Genomic DNA, 26,517 nt, shown 5'->3' with positions numbered 1-26,517 from the left:
GTTTCACGTACTAACCAATAGCCACACCAAAGTAATCTTTCACGTGGAAGGATGCGGTCTGATTTGAAAAGCGCAAAAGAAATATGGGGCTGGACCAAAACATTGGGTATCTCCCTTTCACTCGCGATGCTAGTTAACATATTTGTCCTCCAACCTTTTAAAGTGAATGGACAATCGATGGAGCCTACACTGCAAAACGACGAACGCATCTACGTGTCGAAATTGTCCCACACATTCTCTTATCTCCCTGAGTACAACGACATTGTCGTTATCGACAGTCGTGTAAACCGAGATCGTACGTTAAAAGATGACGTTCTTGAAAATCCTCTGCTCATGCTCGCCATGGGGAAAAGCGAAGCCAAAACATTCTGGGTAAAAAGGGTCATCGGCAAACCTGGTGATACTTTGGAGTTTAAGAACGAGAGCCTATATCGGAATGGACAGCCGTTAAACGAGCCGTACATAAAAGAAAAAATGGTCGATGTACCTGATGCCAAAATCGTCATACCAGAAAACCATGTGTTTGTGATGGGAGATAATCGTAACAATAGCGATGATAGTAGAGTCATTGGCGTGATCCCACTCGATCATATCATGGGAAAAAAACTGTTCTAATCAGACGAGAGCCTTTTTCAATGAGGAAGGCTCTCGTTCTTTTTCAACGCATAGACGAATGTCCGTTTCGAAACGCCTGACAAACGCATTTACTAGTAATAAATGCATACAAAGGGGCGTTTCCTGATGAGCTCTCGGCACTCTCATTCATTACGCTTTATTCGATTTGCCGATCGGCCCGGGCATTTTCACGGGTATGACACACTGACAAGCATTTCGGATCGTCATCGTCACCGAATACGTGGCAGGACATCGCCTCCAGAAGGAATGAGAGATCGGCACGTCCATTACTACGAAGGTACCACCACGTTTGATGATGGACATGTGCATCACTACAGGGGATGGACGAGTCCGCCTATTCCGTTGCCAGACGGAAGTCATTACCACGAGTTTTCAGGGCAAACCACTTATGATGACGGGCACACTCATTATTACCGGGGTGTAACCAGTGAGGCCCTATCTTAAGCGAAAAAGGCTGTCCTTCTCCGGAACAGCCTCTCTTCCTCTTCTTATTTTTCCAACACGGACGCCAATGGACAGTCCAAGGTATACAGGTTGCGATACCTTGGACTGTCCTGATACAACTGCTCATGTGTCCCTCGCATCGAGATGACTCCCTGTTCCATAAAAATGACCTCGTCCATTTGCTCTACACCGCTCAAGTGGTGAGTCACCCAAATCAAGGTTTTCCCGTGCAAGACACGGAAGATCGTTGCCATCAGATCGCGTTCAGTCAACGGATCTAATCCCACCGTCGGCTCGTCAAGGAGAACAATCGGCTTGTTTTGCAGCAAAATCCGGGCTAGAGCTATGCGCTGCCTTTCTCCGCCAGAGAAGCGTAAACCGGTTTCCTGCATCCGGGTTTGATAACCATCCGGTAGTGATTCAATCAGCTGATCCAGACCGACTTGAGTGGTTACAGCATGCACTTCTTCATCGGACGCATCGGGTCGACCAAGCCTGATGTTATTGGCTACCGTTGTGTCAAATAAATACGGCTGCTGATTCAATACGGAAAACAAACCAGCAGAAGCCTCCTCTGACTGGACAGGCTGCCCATTTATGGTCACCTGACCTGCCTCCGGCTGTATGGCACCTCGAATCAAGTTCAGTATCGTCGATTTGCCAGCTCCGCTGCGACCGAGCAACGCCATTTTGCCCCCTTGAGCCACCTCAAAAGACACGTCCTGCACACTCCAACTGCTGGCTTGCGGATAACGAAAATGAACATGATCGAGCTTCAACCTGCCCCCAGCTTGATCAGGCACCTTTTCCTGCTGGACTTCCACTATGGATGGACGACCGCTCTCGATCTCCCGAAGCCGTCCCAGAGACTCCTTGTATTCTGGCATTCGCACAACTGCGTCAGAAATACGGGCAAACGCATCCATCAAAGGAAATGCGACCAGCCCAATCGCAGCAATCAACGTAACAGGAATCTGATTCGCAGCGGCAAGTCCGCCTGCCCAGATGACCAGTAAGACTATGGCTCCACCGATTGCACACTGCGACATCCACTGTATTCGCCATTCTCCGCGGCGAATGGCGTTTTCGATCTGGGAAGCTGTCATTTGCCGTCTTGTAAACGACTGGAGAAACTCCTGCGTACGACCACTGAGAATCCAGTCACTCATGCCAAAAACAGCATCAGTCAGCTCTCGGTATGCGGCCTGTCTCTCCTGCTTGAACCGACGACTCTTGGCAATGGATGACCACAAGACTACTGCCGGTGCAACAAACAGCAGAAAACCACAGTACAACGCCATCAAGAGCGCGAACATCCCGTCCATTCTCCCCAATGCCACAATACCTGCCCCGTAGAGGAGGACCGCCGAGACGGCTGGCAGCACAAAGCGCAGATAAACATTCTGTAGTTGCTCGATGTCATCCGCCAGTACACCAAGCAAATCTCCCGTACGAAAACGAGTGCGGAGAAGCTGCGCTTGCGGTTCGATGGCCTGGTACAATCGCACACGCATACGCGATAACACACGCAAAGCTGCATCGTGTCCGACCAGACGCTCCAGGTACTGAATGACTGCTTTGCTAAAGCCAAAAGCCCGGACAAGTACGATGGGAACATAGACCATTAAGACGTTTTCGGGCTTGAGTGCGGAGCGAGAAATTAGATACCCGGACGTATACAGCAGAGCACCCGCACATGCCACTGCCAAGGTTCCCAGCAAAGCCGCTGCGGCAAACTGCCAGAAAAACTGGCGAAAGTATGGAAAAAACCACCCCTGATTGCCTTCTCGCGCTTCCTTCATCCTTTCTCCCCCTTGGCACCAGCTGTCAACAACCGATAAAATACGCTTTTTTGTGCAACGAGCTGTTCAAAGGTGCCCGCTTCTACCAGTCGACCCTGATCGATTACCCAAATCCAATCCATGTCTCGCATCCAATGCAAACGATGCGTGGCAAAAAATACGCGCCTGTCCCCCAACACCGACAACATGGTCTGTTTGAGCTCCCATTCCGTTTCAATATCCAAGTGAGCGGTCGGCTCGTCGAGCAAAATCACTGGTCGATTGCCAAGCAGCGCACGTCCCAACGCAACCCGCTGTGCTTGTCCGCCGCTTAACGTGCGCCCCCCTTCGCCAATGATTTCGTCACAGCCATTTGGCAAGCTGTCCACCAGCTCTCCCAGACCGACATCACGAATCACCTGCTCCACCTGTTCCTGGGTCGCTTCCGGTTCATAGAAACGAATGTTATCCGCCAACGATTGATTGAATAAATACGGATGCTGCGGAATGTAAGCGATTTGCCGCTGCCACTCCCGCTTCGCATCCCCCGTAATGGGTTGCCCATCTACGTGTATCACGCCAGCTTCGGGATCAGAAAAACCGCCTAGCACTCCGAGAAGGGTTGATTTTCCTGCCCCGCTCGCCCCTACAATGCCCACTCTTCTCATGTTGCTGCCCAGTTCCGCAGATATCTCACCCAGTACCTGTCTGCCATCCTCACCGACGACCCGAATATCGGACAAGGTAATCGTTCCATTCCATACATCTTTCAGAGACGTCTGACTATCTGATGCTTGTGGTTCCGCCTTATGATCATCAGTGGCGGCATGATCGATAATGGAACGAATCGTCCCCAGCGCTTCCTTTCCATCCAATGAGGCGTGGTAATCCGATCCAAGCATCCGTACTGGCAAAAAGTACTCCGGTGCAAGAATCAGGATGACCAATGCCGTTTCAAAGCCAAAGCTCCCTTCAATCAGCCGCAATCCAAGACCAACCGCCACAAACGCGACAGACAGCATGCTAAAGAAGTCGAGTGCCAAAGAAGACAAGAAAGCCACGCGCAACGTGCGCATCGTAGCGGATCGATATTGATCGCTCACTCTTCCTACAGTCTCCCCATGGTCTTTGCTGCGTCCCAAAAACCGGAGCGTCGCAAGCCCGCGAAGTGAATCGGTGAAATGATGGGACAGCATTCGATACGAACGCCATTGCTTGTCTGCCTGTTTACGCGCCGCCAGACCGAGAACGATAAAAAATCCGATGAGAACAGGCATCGTCACCGTCAGGATCAGTCCAGAAATAACATCTTGCGTGTAGACAAATGCCAGAAGCGGAAACGTAACAAAAACCATATCCAGCGTACGCGGAACAGACAACTCCAGGTAGGTACGTACACGATCTACACCTTCCAAGACAAGCGTAACAAGCTTTCCGCTTCCTTCACTGGCTGCAAAACGTGGACCACGCTCGAACAATCGGGATAAAACTCGCCCTTGCAAAGACTCACTGGAGGCTTCAGCAAAACGACCAGCGATTTTCTTTTGCAGCCAAACGATGGTATGACGAGCGGCTATCATGACCAAAAACAGGGCAAGCGACTGATACGCCATATGAACCGCTTGACCTTCAAACAAGATCGAGATCGACTTCGCCAAAAACACTGCCTGACCGATAATCGCCGCACTTTGCAGGAGGGAAAGACCGGCTAGCAGCAGCATAACCGGTCGGATTCCTTGTAATCGGAACAATTCCTTGTCCATTAATACTCCAAATGATCCTTTTCAGTGACTCGTTTGTGGAAAACGAAGTAGCTCCAAACCTGATAGGCTAGCACGAACGGTAAAAGCACTGCTGCAACAATGGTCATTGCTTTTAACGTGTATGGACTCGAAGCTGCATTATAAAGGGTCAAATCAAACGCGCTATCAATCGTGCTGACCATCACCCGTGGGAACAAACCGATAAACATCGAGACGAATGTCAACAGGATCATCGCGCCTGTCATCCCGAAAGCCCAACCTTCCCTGCCTTGTCTCAGGTAGTGACGAGCCAGTACAAAGGCGATAACACCTAAGAGTGTGGCTGCTGTCAACAATACACCCTGACGTTCAAACAGATCGGTTACCTTGAATGTCCACCCTACAAGCACTGCCATGAGAACCGCTTGCACAGGCAACAGCTTTGCTGCCAGTACACGTGATTTTTCACGCAGCTCGCCCACAGTGCGCAACGAGATAAAGTTCAGACCGTGTAGCAAGCATAATCCCGTGACTGTCACACCTGCCCACAACGAGTATCCATTCACAATATCAGAGAAGCCCGCAGTCATTTCCATATTTTGATCAATCGGCACACCCTTCACCAGGCTGGCAAACACCATTCCAAACAACATCGGCGGTACAAAGCTTCCAATCAGAATCGCTGCGTCCCACGTCTTTTTCCAAGCCTCGCCTTTCCCTTTGCCTCTAAATTCAAATGCTACCCCTCGCCCAATCAACGCAAGCAGAATTAGCGTAAGCACGAGATAATAGCCGCTAAACATCGTGGAATACCACTCTGGGAACGCTGCGAACATCGCACCAGCGGCTGTAATCAGCCACACTTCATTGGCATCCCAGAACGGGCCAATCGTATTGATCAGAACCCGGGTTTGCAAATCATTTCGTGAGAGCAGGCGCGTCGCCATGCCGACACCAAAGTCGAAGCCTTCGAGAAAGAAAAATCCGGTAAACAGAACGGCAATGAGCAGGAACCACAGTTCATTAAGCCCCATAACGTTCACTCCTTACACGATCAAATGGATCTTGAAGCTGTACATTCTCTACTTCCTCATGACTATCCAATTCCGGCCCTTTTTTGGCCACACGAGCAAACAGATAAGCCAAGAGGCACAGCAGGATAAGATAAATCGTCGTGAAGGCGATGAGAGAGAACCATACCGCTCCTGTGCTAATGCTTGGGGAAACCGAATCTTCAACACGCAACAGCCCGAATACCGTCCATGGCTGACGACCTACCTCCGTCATGATCCACCCAGCCGAGTTTGCGATGAATGGCAACGAGATACCCGCAACCATCAACTGCATGAACCGCTTGTTTGGCTGTTCCAGCTTTTTGCGCAAAGCGAGATATGCCCCGTACAAAGCCAGCAAAATCATGGCACTACCGCCCGCTACCATGATGCGGAAGCTCCAGAAGGTCGTCCGAACTGGGGGAATATAGTTTCCTGGACCGTAAGTTTTCTCATACTCCGCCTGCAACTCCAACATGCCCGGGACAGAACCTGAAAGTGAGTTGTACGTCAGAACACTAAGCAAATATGGAATTTTTATTTCAAAGCCGTTTTCTTGTTTTTCTGGATCAATCGTTGCAAAAACCGTCCAAGGAGCCGGGTCCGCGCTTGTTTCCCACAGCCCTTCGCTCGCTGCCATTTTCATCGGTTGGGTAGCAACCAAATATTGTGCCTGACCATGACCGAATTGAGCAATCGCAAGCGAGGAAATCAATGCTACCACGATCGCAATTTTGAAAGATTGCGCAAAGAATGTAACGTCTTGTTTTTTCAATAGCTTCCAAGCACTGATACCTGCTACCAGAAAGGCTCCTGTCGCAAATGCCGCAAATACGGTATGCGGGAATTCATATAGTAATTGTCCATTGGTAAGAAGAGCGAAGAAATCGACCATCTCTGCTCGTCCGTTATTGATTGCGAAGCCGACTGGCTGCTGCATGAACGAGTTGGCTGCAAGAATCCAAAGAGCCGAAAGAATCGTTCCAATGGATACGAGCCAAATACATGCGAGATGCACACCTTTGGACAAGCGATCCCAACCGAATACCCATAGTCCAATAAAAGTCGATTCGAGGAAGAATGCCAAGAGAGCCTCAATCGCTAGCGGTGTTCCAAATACGTCGCCGACGAATCGTGAGAAATCTGACCAGTTCATCCCAAATTGGAACTCCTGCATAATCCCTGTCACAATCCCGACAGCAAAATTTATGAGCAAAAAGGTTCCCCAAAACTTGGCCATTTTTTTGTACAAGTCATTCTTTTTTACCACATACATCGTTTCCATAATGGCTACTAATAAGGACAGCCCGATGGAAATCGGCACAAAAACAAAATGAAAGATCGTTGTTATCGCAAATTGAAGTCGTCCCAAATCCACTATATCCATGTACAAGATCCCTTTCTATTCGCGTTTTGGCCTTTATGTACCGGAATTATACCAGTGGGGAAATCCGCATTTATTACGGCTTTGTGAAAAATATCACAAATATATGTGAAAAAATTCACAAATAATTCTCTCTCCTGTAACCCCCTTTTCGCATTCACCTTCGTGAGAGAGTTTTTTGTTTTACCCTGTATATTTCCGGTCATGTGTAATTGTAGCAGGACTTTTGACCCTAGAGGGTGTCCGATTCGTTACATGATTTTTAACACTCTGTGACGGCAGATACAAAAATGGGCCCCGTTACAAGGCCCATCTTGAGTGGAATACCCAGATGATCCCCGACCTCGAAAAATCGAAGTCGGTGTGCCTGGGTACGTGGTTAAGTGACAACTGCTTATTTTTTGACGGATTTCGTTGACAAGGATTCGATGATGTTGCCGATAGTCGCAGCATCGAAGCTCTTCTCTGCCATCTGATACAACTCGTACGTGAATCCTTCATGTTCCCAAATCACGATCCCGTTGGCGAAATACACCTTTTTCCCGCCAATGGTTTCGATCTTGACACCCTCTGTCGTGCTGATGCCGTTTTCGCCACCGGTTGAAATCAGCAAGGAAATAAACTCTTTCTCTTTTTTATACTGAACTTCTACCATATGCTCGCCTTGAACGACCGCGTTCACATAGGAATAATGCTCTGATAACCATGTCGGTGCGGGAAAGTCCATTTTGCTGGCTGCGCGTGCTTCTTCCAATGTCATCTGTGGGGGGGCCTTGGGTTCTACAGGTATCTCGATTACTTGGGAATTGGACTGAGTAGCAGGCTGTTCTTTATCGTATTGGGTAATTTCCATGTTCCCGACCTGAAAGCGTGCCAAGATCGTCTGGAGCATTTCTTGGGCAAACGATGTAGTCGAAAATGCGCCTAAAAGGCAAACAACAGCAACAGCACTAACTGAGACAGCTTTCCATTTATTCGTTTTCATAGAGATCCCGTCCTTTTTCCTATCATGTAATTGTATGTTTCCTGATTCCAATTTGAATTTCAGCCGATTGTATATGCTGGCTTTTGGAGTGGCGTCATCTAATTCCAGATCAGTAAGCAAGTCGGTGAGTTCACGAAAATCGTTTAGATCATGCTCACTCTTCATAGCGGAAGCCCCCTTTTTGCAATTCCATTTGCAGCTTTTTCAAGCATCTGTAGAGAACGACGCCAATATTTGAACCACTGACACCAAGAAGTTCTGCAATTTCCGCGTTTTTAAGACCAGCCGCATATTTCATGGCGATGATATTGCGTTCCTTGTCACTCAGCTTGGCCAGTGCTTGAAATAAGGCTTGATGATTATCGTCGCGGATCACAATGTCCTCCGGTGACGACTTCGGCAAGACCAGATTCAGAATCGAATCCAATGAAAAGCTGATCCTTTTCTTCTGTAAGCGAAAGTAATCTGTTACTGCATTTCTGGCGATCGCAAACAACCAAACCTCAAAGTTTGATTTATCCGGCGAGAAGCTGCTGTATTTTGAAATCACCATTTCAAACACATGACTGCATATTTCTTCCGCTGTGTAGTGATTATTGATACGATAGCAAATATATTTGTAGACGCGCTTATAGTACGCACCATAAATTTGAGTAAAAGTTTCGGTCGACATGCTTTCCGCTTGCTTTTCGTGTTCTTCTTTATGGCAGATGCCTGTGTTCACTTGGGCAATCTCCAATTACTTCCCCTCCCTTCTGGATGGAATAAACAAATTGCGCAATTTGTTTGGTTGTGAGCCTCACGCTAGTTAATACGGCAAAAGTAGAATTGTATTAACAACCATTTTTAAAGAACGGAGGAAATGACATGTGGACACCCTATGAAGAAATAAGGAAGCATCCCGCTGATTTTCGAGTAAAATATCGATTTTACTCGGAAAATGAAGGCGGCAGAAAGGTGACACCGTTTCAAGGCTATCGAAGTGATTTTTCTTACGAGGGAGATGACATAAGCCTAACAGGCATCTTTGCCATCCATCCTGAATTTGAAGATGATCACGGAGAAATCATTTTAGATAACACAAGCCCTGTTCCTACAGAAGGAACTGCACGCATGCGGATTCTTTTCCCCCAGATGCGTAAAGAGGTCCACACAAAAAGAATGGAGCTTGGGGTGATCGGATATTTTATGGAAGGTTCGAGAAGAGTAGGAGTAGTCGAAGTAATAGAAATAGTTGGGTTGCATTCCAATCCAGACTCGTAATCTTGGAGGGAACCATATAACTTGAGAAAAAGCAGGCTGTCAACGAATGACACCCTGCTTTTGATTCTTTTATTTAGCCCAGTGCGGCGGACGCGTAAACAACGGTGGCAGCTTGGTGCTGGCATCACCCTTCGCCGCGTTGAGCTGAACCTGCGTGAGAAACAACGTTTCCGTCAAGTTCGCTCCGCTCACATCTGTATCGCGAAAATCTGCACCAATGAGGTCGGCTCCCCGCAAATCCGCTCCTCTCAGATCAGCAGCAATCAAATAAGCCCCGCGTAATTGGGTGCCTCGTAAATCAGCGCCTTTGAGCTTGGCACCAATGAGATCAGCTCCTCGACCATAGGATTTTCCTTGCTTGCCCCCTTTGTACTTGGTAACCGCGTCCTTGCGTACCAATTCACTTGTCTGTAGCAATAGTTCATTTACTTTTGCTCGATGAAGTGCGATGTCCAGCTTCAGGATATCCTCAGGACTCTGATCCGTCAGGCGCTGCGTCTCCTCCATTGCTTCCTTCAATGCAGGATGGAGCGGCTCGGCAGCTTGCTTGGTCAACGCATCCGTTATATACCAGAGCAGCTCGTGAAGCTGCCACATGATCGGAAATACTTCGTACATTTGCTTCGCTGATCCGGGTTCTTTCCGCCAATCTTGACCGCCATAAGTGACTTGAGACACCTTTTGACCAGCTCCAAAGCAATCGTAGACCGTACAACCGCGAAAGCCGATGTCTCTCAGCTTTGTGTGAACACCGCACCGGAAGTCTGCCTGTAAGTTACTACAGGGCTTGCCTGCGTCTTTATTGATGGCAAAGTCAGAGGAAGCAGCAAAAGGCAATGCCACACAGCACAAGCCAAAGCAGCTTTCACAGTCACCTTGAAGATGACTGAGACTGTTATCGTAAGTCGATTGTATGTGTTCTTGATGCGTAGCCATATAAATGATCCTCCCGGAAAAAAACACGATTCTCTCGCGCGTGGCGATAAGAATCGTGCTACTTTTATTAACCGTTTAATTGAATGCGATTTGAGATTCGATCAGGTAATTCCCGAAAACTTCGGCAAAGGCTTCTGCTGTATTATAGCCTTCTTCCAAGGTGTTGTTCGTACCGCCGAATTCCAAAAGCAGGGCGCCCTCGGAAATGGACTGATTGTACACCCCGTTTCCTTGATTTGAACCTTTCAGGATAATCCCCCGCGACAATCCGGGATAAGAGGCTTCCAGACGGGCGTTCAGCTCTTCCGCCAGCTTTTTGTTCGCCAGATGGTTCGGGTTCGCTGTTCCGATTACAAACAGCATCCGGGAATAGGTTTTGCCATTGATCGTGATCGCTACCTTGCTGCGTGGCTCATCACTGTCCCGATGAATATCGAAAATGTACTGCAAGTGCGGACTGGTTGCAGCCGCTGCCGCTACCGCCTTGTACGACTCGGTATAAGACATCGAGTAGCTTTTATTTTGTTCCCTCAATCTCTGAGCGAAATCGTCCTGGCTCGCCATTGCCGAAATGCCTCTTGCTTGGAGTAGTTCGCCCAGCCGTTTCCCAACAAGCGTGATGTTAATCTCTGGATCATCTACCGAGCTCCCTTGTTGGTTCCGTGCAACATTTCGCCAAGACTCACGGTTATGGGTGTGATAGATATACACTTTCTCGTTTCCAATCATCCCACTGTTGTACTCGTACGTTGCTCCTGTCGGTGGCAGAGTACCAGCTGGTTGAATCTTCTCTACGATCCACCCCGCGATGTAGGCGGTCGAATTGTCTGCCAGTCTGATGAGGTACCAGTCTCCTACTGTTTGCACAACCGGGAATACTTGTCCGGGTTGAACATTTCCAATTATGGCATGTTCGGTTGAGGGACCGTTGCGGATATTGGAATCAGGATTTTTGACACGAACCTGTAGTTCTTGTACAGAGGGCGGCGGTGTTGTTGGCAAAGTCGCTGGTACCCCCGGTGTTGAACTCGGCAGTGATGGAGCTGTCCCCGTCTGTTCCATTGGTTTGAAAATATAGGCATAGGTACCGTTGAAGTTGATGGTATACCAACCATTTGCATATCCGTAATGGTTGATCGTCATCCCGCCATGAATTTGACCAATGACGGTACCAAGAATATCTGGCTGCGCATAAACTTCATAGCCTTCCGTCAATACGATTGTCCCTTGTTCGAATCCACTCCCTGTATTGGATGGGACTACAGGAGGGGGCGGTGCTGGAATTGTTGTCGGATCCGGGATTTGTGCTGGTACCTGTGGTGGTTTTGGTGGTGGTGGTGCCGCTGTCTCCGTCAAGTAATTGGCTTTCACCCAGCCGTTCTTTTGATCAGACAGCTTAATTTGTGCCCAATCCCCCTGCTTTCTCATTTGCAAAAACACACCGTTTTTGTCGATGATCTGCAAAATTTGTGCAGTGGCATTTGGTTCTGCCCGAACATTCAGCATATCCACATTGCTTTTGACATATTTGATCTGTGGAACTTCTATCATCTTCACATACTTATTATTGACCCATCCGGTATTGCCGTTCGGCAGCTTTACCTGGGTCCAATCTTTTTGCTGTTTGGTGATTGGCAACCGCGTCGCTTTTTTGAGGGTTGCGACGATCTGGGTAGTCGTACCTGGCTCGCTTCGAATATTTAACTGATCGACCGCCACTTCTACATGGGTGGCCGCTCGCGCAATGGACAGAGGCATCAGCAAAATCAGGAAGAAAACAGCTAGCAAGCTGACATTTACTCGTAAAAGCAAGTTCCTCGTTCCCCTCTGTTTTTCTCTTATTTTTGGAAAATCCAGCTAATAGAAAGAACTTCTCGATTCGTCCCCATATTCCTTCATGTTTTGACATCTTTTGCTGTCAAAACAGTAATAACGTCACGATTATTCTATCTCCTGAAAATATTGACGTTTTTGCTAGAAAAAAGTTACAGAAAAAAGGGATGAAGCGAAAAGCTTCACCCTTCTATTTCCTCCCTACCATTTCGCTGCCCAAGCTTCTATCTCCACTTTGAGCGAAGGGACTGCCAATGCCGGGACGTAAGACATGGTCATCGCTGGCGGTGTCCCCCCGTGGAACTTCTCCCATACCTGATTAAAATGTTTCCAATCCATTTGCTCGGTTGCCCATATATTGATTTTGATAATATGGTCCGCGCTAACTGATTCACTTTCAAAATTGCGCAGTATGTTCTGTAGCGTGTTTTCTACTTGTTCTTTCATATCTGTCGGCAACTCTCCATGAATGTCCATTCCTACCTGCCCAGAAAGCACGAGCAAATCGGCTCCTTTTGGAACGACCGTCAGATGTGTATAGGCTCCCATAGGCGGAGCAACTGATCCAGGATTTTTACGTTGAACCTGGGGCTTCACCTGGTCGGTTTGTTCTTCCTTGACGATCGCCAGTGTTTGATGATCTTCCCACCGACCATTGATTTTCACGTTTTTCTTGGCAATCCCTTCCTTGTGGAAACCAGCTTTTAGCAGCACCTTGATCGAACCTATATTATGCGGCATCACGCCTGCTTCCAAACGGTGAAGGCCTAATGTCTCGAAGGCATAAGCCACGACGAGTTTTACCGCTTCAGTCATGTAGCCTTTTCCATTAAGCTCTTTGTCCAGGAAGTAACCGATCCAGCAGCTTTGCAGATTCTCCCTTACGACCTCCGAAAGGATCACTTCCCCAATGATTTCATCCTGTCCTTTTTTCGCAATGACAAAAAAGTACCCTCTGTCCTCTTCTTTTAACGCCAACGCGCTCTTGATCCTGTCGATTTGTCCTTCCAGCGTGTAAAACGTCTCTTCTCTCGTCCCTGTGAAGTTTTGAAAGAAGTCTCTGTTTCTCATTTCAAGCGCCAAGAGGCTCTGTGCATCCGATTCTTGTACCAGTCTTACGTAAATGTTCTCTCCGTTTCCTTGCATACAATCCATCTCCCTTTTTCGAAATAAAAAAACACCACAGGAAATCCTGCGGTGCCCTAAAAAGAAAACCACAGGAATGCGACCTGTGGCGTTTTTCCACTGTATCCTGATGAATCCCACTACATCAAAGGATGGTCGCTATATCCGTTTTTGGACATACTTCTCCCGTGATGTAGCCAGATCAAAGAAAACAGCGGTGGAGTATCCAATTCCTTTTGGCAAAGACAGTAATGATCTTTTTTTCATGTGGATACCCTCCTTTCCGCTGTTTTCTGCGCATACCATTCGATATAGAGACGGTCGTAGCAACAACCGTTACATTTTTATCCATAAAACTACTCCACAAGTATAGCGGCAAATGACATTCGTGGCAACAGCATCAGTGTCACTTTTTTCAAGAGGAATAGATCCATTTTTTTGTGGAACAATGAAAGGAGAGAAGATTGTCATCATTCATAATCCGATTGCAAGAAAGAAGGGAGCTACCTGTATGACGATTCAACGTTTTGTTCGGGAGTCGCGCACGTTTAAAGCAAGCCATGTGCTGCCCCCGGATACGAACAATCACAATACGCTGTTCGGCGGCAGGCTGATGGCGCATATCGACGATGTTGCTGCTATCTCTGCCATGAAGCATGCCCGGGGGCCAGTTGTGACAGCCTCCACAGATTCCGTCGACTTTTTGCAGCCAATCCGGGTGGACAATGAGGTTGCACTCGAAGCCTTCGTCACATGGACGCATAATACGTCGATGGAGGTCTTCGTCAAAATTGTTGCGGAGGATTTGCTAACGGGCGTTCGATGCGTCTGTGCCACATCATTTCTCACGTTTGTAGCGATTGGCGAGGATGGGCGGCCTACCCCTGTACCCAAGGTCGTGCCGGAGACGGAAGAGGAAGTATTCCTGCATAATGGTGCTGACGAGCGAGCGGCGGCACGAAAAATCAGGCGGAAGGATAACAAGCATCTCGCGGATATGCTTGGAACGAGACGTCCGTGGGAGCCATTATTGAACACCCCGTAACGCCCAAAAGTCCCCTTGCCTTTTTACAGGCAGGGGACTTTTGGCTGTAACTGCCTAATTCCTTCGTCCCTCCCAGCCACTAGCTCTTTAGACAACGCTCAAGCGATAGTGGAGAAAGTCATCCGTTGTTTCCGGCTCCATCTCATAGGGTTTGAATCCATTTTTCAGCAACACTTTTTGCGAGGAGATGTTATCCGGTGTTGTTTTCGCACAGATCATTCTGACATTCAAGTGGGGAGCATGCCCCTCCAAAAAGAGCTTCAGTGCCTGTGAAGCTACTCCTTTTCCAGCGGTATCTTCCCCGACTCGATAGCCGAGATGTCCGATTCCTTCATCTTTTTCGATGTCTACCAGATTCATTCTGCCCAAGATGTCACCTTGGCTGTTTTTGATGAGGCCAAAAAACGAGATTCCTTGCGCCTGCTCGTCGAGCAAGGCTTGCAGACCTCGTAAAAAATGGTCATATTGGTAGTAAGCATCTCCCCGACTGGGAACCGATTTTTCAAAAAAGGCGCGATTGCGCACTTCAAATTGAAACAAGCTGGCTGCATCCTGTATGCTTAATTTTTCGACAGCAATCCTCATGGGTACGTATCCTTTCTTGAATCGAGGTGGAATGAATATGGCAGTTGCTTATTTGGAAGAAGGCACGTTTATCGCCTTTATTGCCTTTACAATATTTTTCTTTGTTGCTTACAAGCTCGACCAGATTTCGTTTGTCTCCTTCATTGTCTCCTTGGCCGTCACGGCTTGCGTTCACGCTGCCTTCTATTGGTTAATTGTAAAATATTGGCCGTTTTTTTAATAGCGCAAAAAAGGCGCAGGATGGAACTCCCGCTCCTTTACGTTGATCTGCTCACAGCTTCGCTTCATAGGCTGCAAGCAATTGAGCTGCTTGCTTGTTGTACTGGTTGACCAAGCCTTGAATGGCTTTTTGCCACTCGGCTTGTGGGAGCGGCACTGGCAGTTGATTCGCCGGCTTGCCGTTCACGATCAGTGCTGTTGTGAGCATTTGCTGTTGTGCGTCACTGAGTGATGTCGTCGTTAACACCTTTGGCTTGAGCACTTTTTTTCCTTTCAGGGAACGCATGAGCTCTGTCATCAAGATGTGCTGATACTCCGCGTACAAATTCATCGTCATGTAGTAGCTCATTCCCTCTCGAAACGGTACAATTCCCCGCTTCTGTGCCCATTCCAATACCTGTGGCGTCGTCATCGCTTGACTAGTTTTGCCCGTCGCCATGAAATAAGCCACTCGGAACATATCTTCGTCGCTCATGACTGAACGATTCTCATCGGCTTTGATGATACCTTTGGACACCAATTCTGAAAGTACCGCCTGCTTACCTGCATCCTTCGGTAGATTCAAATAAAGCGCCAGGTTGGCAAAAAAATGGCTCTCGCTGTTGCCGCCAGCTGGCCAGCTATACGGTTTGCCGAAATCGATCAGCTCAAGTGGGCGTTGTCGCATTGTATCTGAGTAGGCCGTAAACGATTGGAACGTGATCGGACTATAGGAGACCACAGGTTTTTTCGTCAGGAATCTTGTCGCAAACTGCTCTTGCCCACCTTGATCGAGATAACCGAACTGGTCTTTGGTTGTGAATACATAAGGCGTCTGAACGTCTGCCTCGCTCCACACTTGTGGGAATACTTTGCTTGTTGGCAAAATCGCCTCGTATTTGGCCGCTGTCAGTACCTTTCCTTCCAGCGACATAAGGCCGTACAATCCCGTCTTCTTGTCCTGGTAGGCAATGGCACCCGTCTTGAGATCATATACGTGCATATACTTCATGGACTGATAATCGCCCGTGCTTAAGCGGAGCAACTGTGGTGAATAGACATCCCATCCTGTAGTTGACTGAATCAATACCCGATCAAAATAAGATTCCGTGTGAAAACCTTTCACGCTAGTGAGCTTGCTTACGAGCTGGTTCCCTTCTTGCGCCCATACATCCTGCGTGCCGTCCAACCATGCTGTCATCACGATCTTTTGATTTTGTACTATCATTTGGTTTGCATCACGATACACAAAATCGCTCACGGCCTGGAGTTGCCCGTCATCGACCTTGATCATCGCCATTCCTACATTCCCCGCTCTCACACCCATCGTGTATACGGAATCAGCAACTTTGATCAAGGTAAGAGGCGGTCCGTCGTTGCCTGACTTCCACACCGCGACTTTGATCTCCGTAGTCAACAGCTTGCCATCAGGGGTATAAAGATCCGCCCAATCGTGATCCATTGCAACGATGAGATTGGTATCGGAATCCATATAGACATATTGGTAGAGCTTGCTGATTGGTTGGTTCGTCTTGCGGTCCACAATCATCTCGCCTTTTCCCGGCTCATACTTTTTCGTCAAATCATCGGACAACGTATTGGGATTGACAGCTTCTATTTGTTTCCCACTGATGCTGTATCGCAGCACCCTTCCATCCGGCTCTGTTACCAGCACCTCCCCCGTTACTCCCTCGTGGCGAATGATTCGATTCTCAACAGGAGACAGGACCAAGCCTTCATCTTCAGAATAAAGTCCGATTTTGTTTCCGTCCTTAATGCTAAGCATGCTGTAGCTGCCCAAGGTAAAATACGAGTCGAACCAAAAATCTGGCTCCTTGACATCTTTTCCCCAGCCTGGGAGGATCGCTTTTTTCCCATCGCTGCGGACGAGCAAGCGCGCCGCTGGCGGACCTTCTGCCCGCGGATACGCAAAGGGGATGACCGTCCCTCCCCCGACTTGGAGGACACCGTACAGATTTGTTTTCGGGTCCTGTCCCAGCACGTAGCTGCCATGCAAGTACTGGGCTCCTTTTTTCAATGGATGCGACGTACCTTTGGACTTGGAATGATACGTGATGACATCTCCAGAAACCGTGTAGTACACATCCGGATTGTTATGCTCGAACCCGACTTCTTTGTAAATGGGCTCTGCCAGCATCCGTCCGTCCTTCCACAGCCCTTGTCCCTTGGGGCCGATCACCTGAAAGTATCCATTGTTCCAAATATAGAGCGCATTGTATTTCGGCTCGAGTACGTACTTGCCATTGCGATCAATCAAGCCTTCTTTTCCACCGGATCGCACCTTGAGATATGCAGTGTCAGGACCGCCTTCGTTTGGAATCAATTCTGCTTTTGGCAGTGCAAACAGCTTTTTGCCGGAAGCAGGATCGTACATGATGAGCTCTTTGGGAGTAGTCGCGACGAAATAACGCTTTTTCTCCGCCTCTTTATTTTCCGTCTGATCAGGAGCAACGAGCTGTACCATCGTCAGCTTGCCTGCAACTGGCGGAATCAGCACCTTTCCATCTACATGGATCACCATCGATGATTTTCCTAAGAACATAATCGCTGTCCCTTGCTCATTGGATAAATAATACGGATGCGCCCCAGCAAACTTCATGGTCGACAGCTTGTTCGTCTTCAAATCGATATATTGGAACCAGCCGCCTTTTTGAACAATCGCAATATTTTTGGACTCCGGAATGTCAATATAATCCCAAATCGCGGGAGTTATTTCTTTCCCTGTCCGCGCGTCGAGAATTCCTTTTTTACCGCCCTTTGTTACGATCATGTTTTTGGAAGATCGCTCAAAATCATCATAAATGGCCTGTGTGACCAGCTTGTTACCGTCCGTAAAACCGATTTTGTAGTCTGTTGTATACGGCTGAATCTGGGAAAACGTAGCCGCATGGACAGAAGAAGTCCATGTACTTGCCCCGAGTATGACCGCGGTAACCAGACTCGCGGTTTTTGTTATTATGTTCATTGGTGATTAGCCTCCCTTGTCAAACATTCCCTTCCTTTTGACGCTTCGCAGTGCGAAATAGTTTCGCTACACTTTTTCAAGCAACTGGAACCTTTTCTTTCCCTCCACTCGCTTTTAAGCGTGCTATAATTGTTCACACCGACGCAGTATAATCATCGTATACGGATGGGAGTGCTAAAAAGAGCACTTGGAAAGGATGTTCCCATGAATTTCTTTGCTGCCGCCTTGCAAAAGCCGGATGTAAGACGATTTGGGATTTTAGCGTTGTTTTGTTTGTTGCTTTACTCCTTGGGAAGTATGCTGAACATGGTTTTGCTGACCTTTTTAGTTACCTATTTAATGAATCGGCTGCATCAATACCTCACGCGTCTCACACACAAAGTCGCGCCGATCCATCCCAAGCTGATTCTCATTTTTCTCTATATGTTGTTGACGTTCTTTCTCGTTGTGGGTGGGATGAAAGCCATTCCGGCTCTGATTCATCAAACCGGACAATTGTTCCATTCCATCGAGCAAGTGTACCACCAAAATCAGGACAATGAGTTTGCCCCCTATCTTATGTCTATTGTTGGGAAGCTTGATATGAAGGGCATTGTTCAAGGCAGCCTTGATTTTCTCGCAGTAGTCAGAAACGTTGGGTTCAATGTCTTTCTGGCGATTATCTTGAGCCTGTTTTTCCTGCTCGGCAAAGACAATGTGGTTACGTTTACTGCTCAATTCCGCACGAGCAAATTATCCTGGTTATACAACGAAATCGCCTACTTTAGCCAAAAATTTATCCTGACCTTTGGCAAAGTAATCGAAACACAGTTGTTGATCGCCTTATTTAATACGACCTTCACCGTCATCGGTCTATGGATCATGGGCTTTCCGAATCTATTGGGACTCGCAATCATGGTCTTCATACTGGGGCTCATCCCGGTTGCAGGTGTCGCCATTTCACTGATTCCGCTCAGTGCCATCGCCTTCAGTGTCGGTGGTCTCGCAACTGTCGTCTATTTGCTCATTTTCATCATGGTGATTCACGCGCTTGAAGCCTATGTGTTGAATCCTCGCTTGATGGCAACGAAGACTCACTTGCCGATTTTCTACACCTTTGTCGTTCTGATCTTTTCCGAGCATTTCTTTGGAGTATGGGGACTGATTGTCGGGATTCCGTCCTTTGTTTTCTTGCTGGACATCTTGGAAGTGAAGAAAATGGAACAACCCCCAACCAAAAATAAAGCCGTCCCAAAAGATGTACGAGATGTACCAGTCAACACGTGACGGATAGACATAGAGAAGGAGCCCCTCGTGAAAAGGGCTCCTTTTGCCTTTACTTGCCTTCAAACCACTTAATCAAAGCTTGCGTGCCGCTATCTGCCTCGCCGTTTGCTGCCAGTTCTTCATAAAGCGATTTGGAGAGTGCGAGTCCTGGTGTCATCAGCCCCATTTCCTCCGCTGCTTCCAATGCGATTCCCATGTCCTTGATAAAATGTTTGACGTAAAAGCCAGGGGCGAAGTTGCCCGCGATCATGCGTGGCGCCAGATTCGACAGCGACCAACTGCCTGCGGCCCCCGCTGCAATGCTCGTCAGCACTTTCTCCGGGTCCAGACCTGCTTTTTTCGCATACGCGATCGCTTCACATACACCAATCATGTTCGTCGCAATGCAAATCTGGTTGCACATTTTGGTATGCTGACCTGCACCTGGACCGCCCTGCAGCACGACGTTTGTCCCCATGATCCTAAACACAGGCTCCATCGCATCAAATACTTCCTGATCGCCACCAACCATGATGGTCAGTCGCGCTTCACGTGCGCCCACATCTCCACCGGAGACAGGAGCATCCAGGGAATGCAGCTCGTGCTTTTTGGCTTCCTCATAAATATGTTTCGCCAGCGACGGCTTCGAAGTCGTCATATCGATCAAATAAGTGCCTGGCTTCGCATTTGCCACAATTCCGTCCGCGCCGAGATACACTTCCTCAACATCGGATGGGTAGCCGACCATCGTGATGATGACGTTTGCCTCTTTTGCCAGCTCACTGATCTGTTCCTTCCAGATCGCACCGGCTGCCAGCAAGTCTGCTGCTTTTTCCTTTGTCCGCGTGTATACCAGCACTGTATATCCTGCTTGCAGAAAATGGTTTGCCATGCTTTTCCCCATGACACCCGTTCCTACAAATCCAATGATTCTTTCACCTACAGGCAAAGTCATGTGAACCACTCCTTCGTTTCTCTCTTTTCTATGATCTCGACAGTTGTACTTCTCGAATCTATCCGAATATTCCTGCTACGCGTCTTTTGTGTTTAATGGAAAAAAGGACATATGTCGTTTTTTTCGCACGCAAATACCTTTTACTAAAGAGGGTATAACCTGCAAGCAAACGAGCAGGAGGCTTGATACATGAAGGAACTTCACGACCGCACCCTTTTGCATACGCTGGTGCAAAACAGTCCCTTGCCCGATATTTTTGATGCCGCTACTTTCCATGAAATGCGCCTGTATCAGGCTGAGAAGGGTGATATCCTCTGTTCGAAGGGCGATCAGCTTCACCATATGTTCTTCATTTTGAAGGGAAAAATCAAAACTTTCACGACGCTTCCTAATGGAAAATCGTTGTTGCTGCGCTTTAACAATCCACTCGCGATTATCGGAGACGAGCTGTTGGGTACTAGCTACCGACATTTGAACCGGATCATCCGCAATCTTTGCGCAGCATCCGTGATCGAACACAAAAAAAGCGCACTGATTATCACAAATCGAGAAAAAATCAGTGAGCTTGCGAGCGGAAACATCTATGAGTGGTTCAACGCGCAAGCCAGTACAAAGCTCGGACTGTGGCAAACCAATGCGATTGTTCATGCGGTAGGCTTTCTTGTATCGTTCTCGATCTTTCTCTACGTTCGTGATGGCGATTGGAAAAGCATCGGGGAAGTGAACAAAGTATATTTGCTTGGAGGCGTTTTCGGGGCGCTGATCGTTTTTAGTGTGATGAAAGGTATTACGTCCATCGGGCCTTGCATATGCCGTATCGATTCTGCTCATCTCTCAATTGCTCGTCGCTCTGCTCATTGATTCACTCGGCCTGTTCGGTGTGCAGAAGGTCCCGATCACCTTGAACAAGATCATCGGAATCGGCATCATGATCGCAGGCGTAGTCGTTTTCAAACTCAAATAAAGGAGGAGAGCATTATCGCCCTCCTCTACAGAATCAATTGCTCCGGATTCAGCCCCAGCAGCGCCTCATGCACAAACCTTCCGTCTTTTCGAATGAGTACATCGTCAAACCAGATTTCGCCGCCACCGTATTCCGGACGCTGAATGCAAATCAGGTCCCAATGAATCGCGCTGCGGTTGCCGTTATCCGCCTGATCATAGGCACGACCCGGTGTGAGATGGAAGCTGCCAGCGATTTTTTCATCAAACAAAGTATCGCCCATCGGGTGCAAAATGTACGGGTTAAACGCAATGGCGAATTCACCGATGTAGCGTGCCCCCTCATCCGTGTCCAATATTTCTATGAGCTTGTCTGTATGGTTCGCGTACGCCTCGACAATCTTTCCTTCCCGAAAAGTAAACCGGACGTTTTCAAACGTTGTTCCTTTGAAGTTGCTGGGCGTATTGTAGCTGATCGTTCCGTGAATCGAATCGCGTACGGGAGAGGTATACACTTCGCCATCGGGAATATTGCGTTTGCCTACCGCTGTCCGCGTCCCAATTCCTTTGATCGAAAACGTCAGGTCTGTCCCTGGTCCGACAATGCGCACCTTGTCCGTTTTGTCCATGAGGTCGTACAACGGCTGGCACGCTTCGGCCATTTTCCGATAATCGAGTGAACATACGTTGAAATAAAAATCTTCAAATGCTTCTGTCGTCATATTGGCCTTTTGAGCAAGGGCCGAGGTTGGGTAGTTAATGCGCAGTCCTGTAATTTGATTGTCGACATAATGGAAAATAGAATCATACGCTTCTGCGTACAAGCGGTATTTTTCCTGCGGAACATCCTTCATCTCACTGTCATTTGTCTCGCCATGAATGCCGATATAGCCTTGTATGCCAAACCACAGGTCCTTTTCCCACTGAACGGTCTGGGCAAGCTGCTCATCCGTTACCCCTTTCAACCATTCCCGCTGGACCTTTGGCCGTACAAAGCGCAGGTGGGGATATGCTCCCTTCGCATACAGCCGCTTCACCAATTCCATTGCCAGCGCTTCTCCTTCATCCACGACCATGATCATAATATGCTGCTTAGCTTGCACATCCAGGCTGTACGAAATTAAGTTGTCTGCTATTTTTCCTAATCTTTCATCTCGCATCGCGCTCGCGTCCTTTCCAGATTTTTATTACTCTTCCAGCATACCGCGCGTTTGTCAGAGGAATATCATCTAAAAACAAGTGATCACCACACTGTTGTGGTCGGGAGAAGCCCTACCACATGTTTTCCAGTCGCCTATATCCTCTCTTCGTTCGGGCGGTCTCCTTCCAAACATGTGGCAGGGCTTTCGTACAGCAGTAAATTCCTTCGTGTTATTAAAACATTTTGCAAGTTAACGCAAGGAAGCTTGTGAAAGCCAATTCAGTTGAAATAGAACATCTTAGAACCTCTTTCAACGAATGAACGAATAGCTACGTAGGAAGAAGCGAATTTCCAGTCCAAGCGCCTCTGGAGCCCAACCTAGCGTAGGTATAAATGGCGGGGAATTTAAGCTTCACTTATGAAATACTTCCTCGAAACTTCTACGTTTGAAGCGCTCCCGCCATTTATTCCGAAGCGGACAGTCTTACCTCCCCTTGCAGGGCGGAGGCCGAAGCGCAGACTGGAAATTCGCTTCTTCCTCCCACTACGGCTCCTGCAAAAAGTAAAAAGCGATGCTAATGCACCGCTTCTCCATGATTCACTTTCCTAACCGCTTGTGCTGGACATCCTCCACACGCTGACTGATCCGGGCAAGTACAAAGGAAATGATGACCGAGAATATCACAATGCCGTAAAATCCGGCTCCGATCCCTATGCCAATCCCTCCAGCGAAAAAGATCATGGCTGCGGAAGTCAGTCCTTTTACTTTCAAGCCGTCCTTCAAGATGACGCCTGCTCCCAAAAAGCCAAGACCTGTGACAATCTGTGCAGCCAAGCGCATCGGGTCCATCATCGTTCCGTTGCCAGGCGCACTGTATAGCTTTGTGCTGTAAATAGAAACCAGTGTGATCAGCGTGCAGGCTACGGACACGTACATATACGTTTTCAGCCCGGCAGGCTTATTTCTGTGCGAGCGATCCCACCCGATGAACAAACCGAGAATCGCGCTCACCACTACCCGCACATACATTTCCAAGTCATACTGCACATACAACCAGTGTAGAGTCTCCATCCTCGTCACCTTCTTATAGCGATAGAGACATGATATGTGCAGAATCAAAAAATAGACCGTCTTTTTCTAAAGCTTACTCCCTTTCTATCTTCACTTCCGGCCCGACAAAGACTTCAAACAACCGCTCCCAGGGAAGCCTGATCTTCCTATCCGTTAATTCGACGATTTCGCCTTCAAACGTATTCTTGCCTCTCTTTCCGATCATCAGCGATTGATTGGCAAAATAGTTTTCGTACCATTCTTCCGCATGTGGTGTCAGTGCATCCCTCACAAAATCATTGACTTCGTCGTAGTCATCTTCGAGGTTCCATTCATTTCCGTTTAACTGTTTTACGAGGTTTCGTGCTTCTGCCATGACTTCATTTCGGTAATGATGGTCATTTACAAACGAAGACAAGAGCAGATTGATATGGGTCTCTGCCGCATCTACTGTTAAGGGCACACCGAACTGATTTCCTTTTTCCAAAAAGGCTGATCGTTGCAACGCCTGTCCCAACGCGCTTCCCATATTATTTCCTGCCGTTCCCCATGCCGTGTATGCGAACAGCTCAGGCAGCTTTACCTCTTCTTGTAGTCGCTCGATCAGCTCAGGGTCAGCTTTGTTTGTAATCGTCACGTCTGTAATGGCGACCTGCTTTCCTTCCTCCAGAAGATCATTGATTTCTTCTACGAACTCATCCAGAGCTTCGCGTCTCTCTGCGTTGCTCTGTCCTTTTTTCTTCGGCGAGTTGATCATGAGTACGATATCTGCGTCGTCTTCATCCCGAACGGGCTTGCCGCCTGCTGCGATGATATGCTTCTCGACATTTACATCAAAGGTCGTGTCTTCAAACGGCGCTGTCCATTCATCGCCGTCTATACCCGAATACTCGACGGCTACTTTTGGATGGATGCGCAGTTCGTTCAAGGCAAATCTGCTCAACAAAACGGTCCCTACTTCGTCCGCTCCGGGGAAAATCGCTACACGTTCTTCAACATCCAGCTCCTTTGCTTTTTTGACCAAGGTCTCCCGCTCTGCTCGGTGAAGACCATGAGGAGCAGCATCATCCTGAGCCAGCACTAAATAATCAATGGTCCCATCCTCTACCCAGTCGATCAACAGGGAGTTAATCTTGTGATTCCGCTCGCGGGCATTCAAGTAATCTTCCAGCACAGACTCGGGAATCTCCCTTTCCAACTGATCGAGTCGATCCTCTTTTTCCGACATGCCGAGGTTGTGCACCTCATCGTATAAAATCGCCCATTCTCTGATTTGCTCATAGTATTTCAATGTTTCAGGATCAGTCGCCGTCACCGCCAGGCGTTGAATCGTATCGAAGACGTAGATCGGCTTTTTGGAATGTTTGTCTCTCAGTCTCTTAATGGCTTCGATATTCGACAGGGCATCTTCATAGGACTGTTGATCGGTACGGGACGCAACCAGCCCGCCATATGCCAGCATGCTGACAGAGATAACCGAGCCGTCCACTTTGCTTGCCTGTTTGATCAGCCAATCGCCAATTTCTTCCCCATCGCCCGGGGTCATAAAGTGACCGAGTATGTCTTCATCCGGTATAATCGCCTCCACCCCGCCTGCCCGTGCTGTCATTTGCGGAAAATACGTATTGACCGGGCGATCATCGAGGGGGACAAGGGCGACTTTGGCAATTGACTTGGGTGACGCTTTTTTCGCAGCATCAGCACTCGTCTGCGTAAATGGAACCATGCCTGTTACTAGTGCTGCCATAGCCAATGTCGAAATGACAACGCGCAACTTTTTCATAGATCCAATCTCCTTTCAAAATGAAAAGGTTTAATCGAGGACGGCATTCGCTAGACGCAATTGTTCCTGTAATTTACCCACGTGAATCAAACGCGGAATGGTCTTGTCGTGAAATGCGATAGCGGCTGCTGTACCTGCTGCTTGCCCTGTCGCCATACAGCTCGGGGTAAGCCTGGTCGTCGCCAGCGCTTCATGGGTCGTAGAGATACAACGCCCCGCCGCAAGCAAGTTGTCAATGGACGCAGGGATCAGACAGCGATACGGAATGTCATAAGCGCCCTCCCCTTCAATATCTGCTGCCACTACGCCTTTGCCAGAAGGATCGTGAATATCAACCGGATAGCCGCTACGTGCGATGACATCCGGAAAACGCCTGCCCGCGACCACATCTTTGATCGTCAAACTGTACTCTCCGACGATTCTGCGTGTCTCACGGATGCCAATTTGCGTTCCGACTGCGGAGACGGATGCTTTCGCGAAACCAGGAACTTTATTTTTTAAAAATTCAGACATCAATAAAACTTGACGTCTCCCTTCTTCCTCCGCTTCCGTCAAATCCTCGACATCTGTTCCATCCAGCCCCTGCACCCGCGTGCAATTGATCAGAACTTCATCGCTCTCAGGCCCTGTGAAAAACAGAACTTGATCCCGATTAATCGGAACACCTGACATCTTCCAATGCGTATAAAAGCCTTGGACACCCGTCAGTGGAATGGACGGCAGCTGTGCAAACGGTGTCTTATGATAAAACTCATCTGGATGGTCAAGCATGTACTGCTTCACCTGCTCCAGATCGACGCCGCGCATGCGGAACTTCATGGTCATCGGCTGTGTCAGCCCGTCTGCATCTCGCCCTTTGCTCGTCGGCGCTCCCGATAAATAAGCGAGATCTGCATCTCCTGTCGCATCGACGAACACCTTGGCCTTGATCTCGTATTTGCCCGATTTGCTGGTGAGCGTAACCGAAGTAATCTCAGTCCCTTCTACCTTCACCTGATCGACAAAGCTGTGGACAAACAGCTTGACGCCCGCTTCCTTGAGCATTTCCACAGCGACCAGCTTGTAAATTTCCGGATGATACGGCGTGACTGTGCTCACGAATCCTACCGTATCCTGCAAATGTCCAGGCGATCCCCCCTTTTCTTGCAAGCGGTCGACGATTTCCTGTGCAATTCCTTTGATGACTTGCTCGCCTTTTTCCGTATGAAACGTCATCCACGGATAAACAAGCGCAATCGTCGACATCCCTCCGAGAAAGCCGTACCGCTCGATCAGGATTGTCTTGGCTCCCAATCGTCCGCTGGCAAGAGCGGCACTAATTCCTGCCGGGCCCCCGCCTACCACGACTACATCTGCTTCCACTACTCGATTCATCTGCACTCACTCCTTGTAGAACTTCCTTCCC

22 protein-coding genes and 2 pseudogenes are annotated in these 26,517 nt (G+C 48.4%); 8 read left to right on the top strand and 16 right to left on the bottom strand.

Annotated features, from left to right (window positions below):
- The first annotated feature begins 51 nt into the window (after positions 1-51).
- Both lepB and KB186_RS25470 read left to right on the top strand, forming a co-directional pair.
- Positions 52-615 carry a signal peptidase I gene (gene lepB, locus KB186_RS25475; protein ID WP_173610218.1) on the top strand — a complete coding sequence of 188 codons (564 nt, stop codon included), beginning with the start codon at positions 52-54 and terminating at the stop codon, positions 613-615.
- A gap of 126 nt (positions 616-741) precedes the next feature.
- Positions 742-1,080 carry a YmaF family protein gene (locus tag KB186_RS25470; protein WP_106785624.1) on the top strand — a complete coding sequence of 113 codons (339 nt, stop codon included), beginning with the start codon at positions 742-744 and terminating at the stop codon, positions 1,078-1,080.
- Between the two features lie 44 nt (positions 1,081-1,124).
- Here KB186_RS25470 and cydC read toward each other — a convergent pair whose 3' ends face one another.
- The 6 genes from cydC to KB186_RS25440 all read right to left on the bottom strand — a co-directional run bounded on the left by cydC (position 1,125) and on the right by KB186_RS25440 (position 8,763).
- Positions 1,125-2,882 (bottom strand): thiol reductant ABC exporter subunit CydC, encoded by a 1,758-nt coding sequence (gene cydC / locus KB186_RS25465; protein WP_173610217.1) that lies wholly within the window; start codon positions 2,880-2,882, stop codon positions 1,125-1,127.
- Positions 2,879-4,624 carry a thiol reductant ABC exporter subunit CydD gene (gene cydD, locus KB186_RS25460; RefSeq protein ID WP_232774637.1) on the bottom strand — a complete coding sequence of 582 codons (1,746 nt, stop codon included), beginning with the start codon at positions 4,622-4,624 and terminating at the stop codon, positions 2,879-2,881. The genes cydC and cydD overlap by 4 nt, the downstream gene beginning before the upstream one ends.
- Positions 4,624-5,637 (bottom strand): cytochrome d ubiquinol oxidase subunit II, encoded by a 1,014-nt coding sequence (cydB, locus tag KB186_RS25455; protein ID WP_232774636.1) that lies wholly within the window; start codon positions 5,635-5,637, stop codon positions 4,624-4,626. Before cydB ends, cydD begins: the two co-directional genes overlap by 1 nt.
- On the bottom strand, positions 5,627-7,042 hold the full coding sequence (locus KB186_RS25450; RefSeq protein WP_232774635.1) for a cytochrome ubiquinol oxidase subunit I: 1,416 nt from the start codon (positions 7,040-7,042) through the stop codon (positions 5,627-5,629). The genes cydB and KB186_RS25450 overlap by 11 nt, the downstream gene beginning before the upstream one ends.
- Positions 7,043-7,433: 391 nt before the next feature.
- A complete protein-coding gene (locus KB186_RS25445; RefSeq protein ID WP_232774634.1) occupies positions 7,434-8,189 on the bottom strand; it encodes a hypothetical protein in 756 nt (251 codons plus the stop codon).
- Positions 8,179-8,763 carry a sigma-70 family RNA polymerase sigma factor gene (locus KB186_RS25440; protein ID WP_232774633.1) on the bottom strand — a complete coding sequence of 195 codons (585 nt, stop codon included), beginning with the start codon at positions 8,761-8,763 and terminating at the stop codon, positions 8,179-8,181. The genes KB186_RS25445 and KB186_RS25440 overlap by 11 nt, the downstream gene beginning before the upstream one ends.
- A gap of 128 nt (positions 8,764-8,891) precedes the next feature.
- Between KB186_RS25440 and KB186_RS25435 the strand changes: the two genes are divergently transcribed.
- Positions 8,892-9,287 (top strand): hypothetical protein, encoded by a 396-nt coding sequence (locus KB186_RS25435; protein ID WP_232774632.1) that lies wholly within the window; start codon positions 8,892-8,894, stop codon positions 9,285-9,287.
- A gap of 69 nt (positions 9,288-9,356) precedes the next feature.
- On the opposite strand, the gene KB186_RS25430 is transcribed toward KB186_RS25435, so the two are convergent.
- From KB186_RS25430 to KB186_RS25420, 3 genes are all read right to left on the bottom strand, one after another.
- Positions 9,357-10,223 carry a pentapeptide repeat-containing protein gene (locus tag KB186_RS25430; RefSeq protein WP_232774631.1) on the bottom strand — a complete coding sequence of 289 codons (867 nt, stop codon included), beginning with the start codon at positions 10,221-10,223 and terminating at the stop codon, positions 9,357-9,359.
- 75 nt (positions 10,224-10,298) lie between these two features.
- Complete coding sequence (gene spoIIP / locus KB186_RS25425; RefSeq protein WP_232774630.1) at positions 10,299-12,035, bottom strand: stage II sporulation protein P; 1,737 nt, start codon at positions 12,033-12,035, stop codon at positions 10,299-10,301.
- A gap of 222 nt (positions 12,036-12,257) precedes the next feature.
- The gene (locus tag KB186_RS25420; RefSeq protein ID WP_232774629.1) at positions 12,258-13,202 is read right to left on the bottom strand and encodes a GNAT family N-acetyltransferase; all 945 of its coding nucleotides are present in this window, start codon (positions 13,200-13,202) and stop codon (positions 12,258-12,260) included.
- Between the two features lie 490 nt (positions 13,203-13,692).
- Between KB186_RS25420 and KB186_RS25415 the strand changes: the two genes are divergently transcribed.
- Positions 13,693-14,226, top strand: a complete 534-nt coding sequence (locus tag KB186_RS25415; protein WP_221867989.1) for an acyl-CoA thioesterase — start codon at positions 13,693-13,695, stop codon at positions 14,224-14,226.
- An 87-nt stretch (positions 14,227-14,313) separates the two neighbouring features.
- Here KB186_RS25415 and KB186_RS25410 read toward each other — a convergent pair whose 3' ends face one another.
- Positions 14,314-14,811, bottom strand: a complete 498-nt coding sequence (locus KB186_RS25410; RefSeq protein WP_173610206.1) for a GNAT family N-acetyltransferase — start codon at positions 14,809-14,811, stop codon at positions 14,314-14,316.
- Positions 14,812-14,848: 37 nt separating this feature from the next.
- On the opposite strand from KB186_RS25410, the gene KB186_RS25405 reads away from it, so the two are divergent.
- Positions 14,849-15,031 (top strand): hypothetical protein, encoded by a 183-nt coding sequence (locus tag KB186_RS25405; protein ID WP_047074121.1) that lies wholly within the window; start codon positions 14,849-14,851, stop codon positions 15,029-15,031.
- Between the two features lie 51 nt (positions 15,032-15,082).
- On the opposite strand, the gene KB186_RS25400 is transcribed toward KB186_RS25405, so the two are convergent.
- The gene (locus KB186_RS25400) at positions 15,083-17,995 is read right to left on the bottom strand and encodes a WG repeat-containing protein (RefSeq protein WP_232774628.1); all 2,913 of its coding nucleotides are present in this window, start codon (positions 17,993-17,995) and stop codon (positions 15,083-15,085) included.
- A 204-nt stretch (positions 17,996-18,199) separates the two neighbouring features.
- On the opposite strand from KB186_RS25400, the gene KB186_RS25395 reads away from it, so the two are divergent.
- Entirely contained in the window at positions 18,200-19,261 is a 1,062-nt protein-coding gene (locus KB186_RS25395) for an AI-2E family transporter (RefSeq protein WP_173610204.1), read from the top strand.
- Between the two features lie 49 nt (positions 19,262-19,310).
- Here KB186_RS25395 and KB186_RS25390 read toward each other — a convergent pair whose 3' ends face one another.
- On the bottom strand, positions 19,311-20,195 hold the full coding sequence (locus KB186_RS25390) for an NAD(P)-dependent oxidoreductase (RefSeq protein WP_173610203.1): 885 nt from the start codon (positions 20,193-20,195) through the stop codon (positions 19,311-19,313).
- 189 nt (positions 20,196-20,384) lie between these two features.
- Between KB186_RS25390 and KB186_RS28510 the strand changes: the two are divergent.
- Together KB186_RS28510 and KB186_RS28505 are read left to right on the top strand one after the other, a co-directional pair.
- Positions 20,385-20,603: pseudogene (locus KB186_RS28510) on the top strand (cyclic nucleotide-binding domain-containing protein); the annotation flags it as partial.
- Between the two features lie 126 nt (positions 20,604-20,729).
- Positions 20,730-21,159 (top strand): annotated as a pseudogene (locus KB186_RS28505) (DMT family transporter).
- Positions 21,160-21,184: 25 nt separating this feature from the next.
- On the opposite strand, the gene KB186_RS25375 reads toward KB186_RS28505, so the two are convergent.
- From KB186_RS25375 to KB186_RS25360, 4 genes are all read right to left on the bottom strand, one after another.
- On the bottom strand, positions 21,185-22,297 hold the full coding sequence (locus tag KB186_RS25375) for an aminopeptidase (protein WP_173610202.1): 1,113 nt from the start codon (positions 22,295-22,297) through the stop codon (positions 21,185-21,187).
- Between the two features lie 579 nt (positions 22,298-22,876).
- On the bottom strand, positions 22,877-23,350 hold the full coding sequence (locus KB186_RS25370) for an MgtC/SapB family protein (RefSeq protein ID WP_173610201.1): 474 nt from the start codon (positions 23,348-23,350) through the stop codon (positions 22,877-22,879).
- 73 nt (positions 23,351-23,423) lie between these two features.
- Positions 23,424-25,112: a DUF4127 family protein gene (locus KB186_RS25365; protein WP_221867984.1), complete on the bottom strand. Its 1,689-nt coding sequence runs from the start codon at positions 25,110-25,112 to the stop codon at positions 23,424-23,426.
- A 30-nt stretch (positions 25,113-25,142) separates the two neighbouring features.
- On the bottom strand, positions 25,143-26,486 hold the full coding sequence (locus KB186_RS25360; RefSeq protein ID WP_232774625.1) for an FAD-dependent oxidoreductase: 1,344 nt from the start codon (positions 26,484-26,486) through the stop codon (positions 25,143-25,145).
- Positions 26,487-26,517: the final 31 nt, after the last annotated feature.

The sequence above is a fragment of the Brevibacillus sp. AF8 genome, assembly GCF_021270385.1.
GTDB lineage: Bacteria > Bacillota > Bacilli > Brevibacillales > Brevibacillaceae > Brevibacillus.
Note: the sequence above shows the minus strand (reverse complement) of the source record. Positions and strands in the feature narration are given on the sequence as shown.